The organism is Nocardia sp. NPDC004722 (assembly GCF_053601505.1).
This window is the reverse complement of sequence record NZ_JBSGBY010000700.1, coordinates 1-4,095: the sequence shown is the minus strand read 5'-3', so window position 1 is coordinate 4,095 and position 4,095 is coordinate 1. Positions and strand designations below refer to the sequence as shown.

The following is a 4,095-nucleotide window of genomic DNA, read 5'->3' as shown; positions in this document are numbered from 1 at the left end:
ACGGACCAGTCCGACAAGCCGGGCTTCAACCTCGACGAGCTGGCCCCGGCCGTGGTTCCGCCGCGGGCTCGCCCGCGTCGGCGTGCGGCGGGTCGTCCCGCCGGTGCGCCGGAGGGTGAGAACTAGTCCGCTGTAGACGACTGTGGCCCCGCCGGAATCCGGCGGGGCCACAGCTGTTTTCGGGAGCGTCAGGCGAGCTCGTATTCCAGCCACATGCGGTGTGTGCCGTCGTCGTCGACCAGGACGTCACCCGTGCCGGTGATGCCCGCCAGGTCGCCGGTGCCGCTGCCCGCCACGATCGCGAAGTAGATGTCGGTGCGCGTAGTGCCGTCGGTGGACGCCGAGTGCACGAAGTTGAAGGTGCCCGAGCGCCCGTTGAGCGCGCCCTCGAACGACTCCATGGCCAGGTAGGTCCCGACGCTCGAGGCCGGGTCGAACGCGGAGGTGAACAGGGTGGCCGAGCGTCCGGTGATCTCGCCTTCGAATTGCTTCTCCAGCATGGCCACGCCGACCGGCAGCGCGGTGGTGATGGCCGGGTCGGGGGTCACCTCGGTGGGGATGAAGGACTTGACGTTGAAGGTTCCGGTGGCTCGCATGGATCCATCCTGGCCGGGATGGTCCGGAGGTTCTTGTAAGAACGCGACACCTCGAGGTGAGAGCTGGGCTACCCCGGTTTGGAGGGGGTCGCCGGGTCCTGTAGTCTTGGTCAGTCGCTGCCCCCCGCGATGGCACTCTCTTGTGACTAGTGCTGTGAGTGGGCCGGTCCGGTTCGAAGAACCGAGCACCAATGGCCCGAGGCGGCGGTGAAACCACCAGACCAGTCTGCGGCGGTTTCCGATGCGAATCGGATGTCCGTCGTGTGAGCAGAGTGCCGAGCACTTGAAAAGAGAGAAGGGCAGCCGACCGATGGCATCGTACGCAATCGTCAAGACCGGCGGAAAGCAGTACAAGGTCGCGGTCGGTGACCTGGTGAAGGTCGAGAAGATCGAGGGTGAGCCGGGCACTTCGGTGTCGCTGTCGCCGGTGCTCGTCGTTGACGGTGCCGAGCTGACCACCGATGCTGACAAGCTGGCGAAGGTCTCCGTGTCCGCCGAGGTCGTTGAGCAGACCAAGGGCCCGAAGATCCGTATCCACAAGTTCAAGAACAAGACCGGCTACCACAAGCGTCAGGGCCACCGTCAGAAGCTGACGGTCCTGAAGGTCACCGGCATCAAGTAATCCGACTTGGGGTTCGTCACCCCTGCACGAGGAGTTCTGAGACATGGCACATAAGAAGGGTGCATCCAGCTCGCGCAATGGTCGCGATTCGAATGCCCAGCGGCTCGGCGTGAAGCGCTTCGGCGGTCAGACCGTCAAGGCCGGCGAGATCCTGGTTCGCCAGCGCGGCACGCACTTCCACCCCGGCGTCAACGTCGGCCGTGGCGGCGACGACACGCTGTTCGCCCTCGAGGCGGGCGCGGTGCAGTTCGGCACCAAGCGTGGTCGCAAGACCATCAACATCGTGGTGCCGGAGCCGGTGAACGCCTGACCGGCGCACCGGAGTTCCTACTCCACTAGCTTTCGAGCGGGTCAGGGTTTGCAGTAAACCCTGGCCCGCTTTGCTGTTTTCAACACGTAGCCCTGCGAATGCAGACAACAAGTCCTGAAGGAGGATGATCACCGATATGTCCAAATTCATCGACCGTGTTGTTTTGCACGTGAGTGCGGGCAAGGGTGGGCACGGGTGTGCCTCGGTGCGGCGTGAGAAGTTCATGCCCCTGGGTGGACCCGACGGCGGTAACGGCGGCAATGGCGGGGATGTGATCCTCGAGGTCGACCCGAATGTGCATACGCTGCTGGACTTCCACTTCCACCCGCATGCCAAGGGCGGCAACGGCAAGCCCGGTGAGGGCTCCAACCGCAATGGCAAGCAGGGCGAGGGCCTGTTGCTGAAGGTGCCGGACGGCACCGTGGTGACCAGCCCCGACGGCGAGGTGCTGGCGGACCTGATCGGTGTCGGCGCGCAGTATGTGGCGGCCCGGGGTGGCCGCGGCGGGCTGGGCAATGCCGCGCTGGTGTCCAAGGCGCGCAAGGCCCCCGGTTTCGCGCTGCTCGGTGAGGACGGCCAGGAACGCGACCTGGTGCTCGAGCTCAAGTCGGTGGCGGATGTCGGCCTGGTGGGTTTCCCGTCGGCCGGTAAGTCGTCGCTGGTGTCGGTGCTGTCGGCGGCCAAGCCGAAGATCGCCGACTACCCGTTCACCACGCTGGTGCCGAACCTCGGTGTGGTGCTCTCGGGTGACACGACTTTCACCGTCGCCGATGTGCCGGGCCTGATTCCGGGCGCGAGCGAGGGCCGCGGCCTGGGCCTGGACTTCCTGCGGCACCTGGAGCGCTGCGCGGTGCTCGCGCACGTCGTGGACTGCGCCACCCTGGAGCCGGGCCGGGACCCGATCTCGGATGTGGACGCGCTGGAGGCCGAGCTGGCCGCGTATCAGCCCGCGCTGAAGGGCGATGCGGGCCTGGGTGATCTGGCCGACCGCCCGCGCGTGGTCATTCTCAACAAGGCCGATGTGCCCGATGCCGACGAGCTGGCCGATTTCGTCATGCCGGAGTTCGCCAAGCGCGGCTGGCCGGTGTTCAAGATCTCGGCGGTGAGCCGGGAAGGCTTGCGGCCGTTGACCTTCGCGCTCGCCGACATGGTGGCCGAGTACCGGGCCGCGCATCCCAAGGCGGAGGCGAAGCGGCAGATCATTCGCCCGGTGGCCAAGGGCGACAGCGGTTTCCGGGTGCTGCCCGATCCTGAGGTGGAGGGCGGCTTCATCGTCGTCGGCGAGCGGCCGGAGCGCTGGGTGCACCAGACCCAGTTCGACAACGACGAGGCCGTGGGCTACCTGGCCGACCGCCTGGCCCGCCTCGGCGTCGAGGAGGAACTGGTCAAGCTGGGCGCCGAGCCGGGTGCGTCGGTGACCATCGCGGACTACTGCTTCGATTGGGAGCCTTCGATTTCCGCGGGCGTGGAGACGCTGCTGACCCGTCGTGGCGTGGACCCGCGCCTCGATCAGACCGAGCGCATCGGCGCCGCGGAGCGCAAGCACGCGTCGCGGGTGCGCCGTGGCCTGGTCGACGACGAGTAGGGTCCGCTCGACGAGTGAGACTGTGCCGCAAGGCCGTTCGCGACGAAGCGGCGGCCGGTGCGGCGGAACGACGGATTCGGGTGCGACGATGCCACGGCATCGCGGGCGAATTGAGGTGTGGTGCAAGTGGTTTCGAGTGGCACTCCGATCACCGAGCTGAGTGCGGCGCGGCAGGCGATCGCGTCCGCGCGCAGTGTGGTGGTCAAGATCGGCTCATCGGCGCTGACCAGTCTGGAGGGCGGTCTCGACACCGCGCGCCTGGACGCGCTCGCCGACGCGGTGGAGTCCCGGATGCGCGCGGGTTCGGATCTGGTGGTGGTGTCCTCGGGCGCCATCGGCGCGGGCATGGCCCCGCTCGGATTGTCCAAGCGGCCCAAGGATCTCGCCACCAAGCAGGCCGCCGCGAGTGTCGGCCAGCTGGCCCTGGCGCACGCGTGGGGCACCTCCTTCGGCCGCTACGGCCGGGTGGTCGGCCAGGTGCTGTTGAGCGCGGGGGACTTCGGGCGCCGTGAACCGCACCGCAATGCGCAGCGCACGCTGGATCGGTTGCGCTCGCTGCACGCGATCGCGGTGGTGAACGAGAACGACACCGTCGCGACGGAAGAGATCCGCTTCGGTGACAACGACCGGCTCGCGGCCTTGGTCGCGCACCTGGTCGGCGCGGACGCGCTGATCCTGCTCTCCGACGTCGACGGACTCTACGACGGCGATCCGCGCAAGGGCGCCGCGAACTTCATTCCCGAGGTGCGCAGCAGCGCCGACCTGGATGGCGTGATCGCAGGTTCCGGTGGCGCGCTCGGCACCGGCGGCATGGCCTCCAAACTGTCCGCGGCCCGCCTGGCCGCCGACGCGGGCGTGCCCGTGCTGCTGGCCGCGGCTTCCGATGCGGCAGCGGCCCTTTCCGGCGCGACCGTCGGCACCGCCTTCGCCGCCCGCCCCACCCGCCTGTCCGCGCGCAAGTTCTGGGTCCGCCACGCCGCCG

5 protein-coding genes are annotated in these 4,095 nt (G+C 68.2%); 4 read left to right on the top strand and 1 reads right to left on the bottom strand.

Features of this window, described 5'->3' with window-relative positions:
- Window positions 1-188: 188 nt before the first annotated feature.
- Window positions 189-596 (bottom strand): DUF3224 domain-containing protein, encoded by a 408-nt coding sequence (locus ACWELQ_RS40130; protein WP_452402228.1) that lies wholly within the window; start codon window positions 594-596, stop codon window positions 189-191.
- Window positions 597-906: 310 nt separating this feature from the next.
- On the opposite strand from ACWELQ_RS40130, the gene rplU reads away from it, so the two are divergent.
- The 4 genes from rplU to proB all read left to right on the top strand — a co-directional run.
- A complete protein-coding gene (rplU, locus tag ACWELQ_RS40125; RefSeq protein WP_379357164.1) occupies window positions 907-1,218 on the top strand; it encodes a 50S ribosomal protein L21 in 312 nt (103 codons plus the stop codon).
- 43 nt (window positions 1,219-1,261) lie between these two features.
- Window positions 1,262-1,528 (top strand): 50S ribosomal protein L27, encoded by a 267-nt coding sequence (gene rpmA / locus ACWELQ_RS40120; protein ID WP_379458111.1) that lies wholly within the window; start codon window positions 1,262-1,264, stop codon window positions 1,526-1,528.
- Window positions 1,529-1,664: 136 nt separating this feature from the next.
- Entirely contained in the window at window positions 1,665-3,113 is a 1,449-nt protein-coding gene (obgE, locus tag ACWELQ_RS40115; RefSeq protein ID WP_452402227.1) for a GTPase ObgE, read from the top strand.
- A gap of 156 nt (window positions 3,114-3,269) precedes the next feature.
- Window positions 3,270-4,095: glutamate 5-kinase (gene proB / locus ACWELQ_RS40110; protein ID WP_452402229.1), on the top strand; the 826-nt coding region annotated here is incomplete at its 3' end.

Bases quoted from the DNA above. Each gene is read 5' to 3' on its own strand.
- ACWELQ_RS40130 (WP_452402228.1), bottom strand. From the start codon at position 596: ATGCGAGCCACCGGAACCTTCAACGTCAAGTCCTTCATCCCCACCGAG.
- obgE (WP_452402227.1), top strand. From the start codon at position 1,665: ATGTCCAAATTCATCGACCGTGTTGTTTTGCACGTGAGTGCGGGCAAG.
- rpmA (WP_379458111.1), top strand. From the start codon at position 1,262: ATGGCACATAAGAAGGGTGCATCCAGCTCGCGCAATGGTCGCGATTCG.
- rplU (WP_379357164.1), top strand. From the start codon at position 907: ATGGCATCGTACGCAATCGTCAAGACCGGCGGAAAGCAGTACAAGGTC.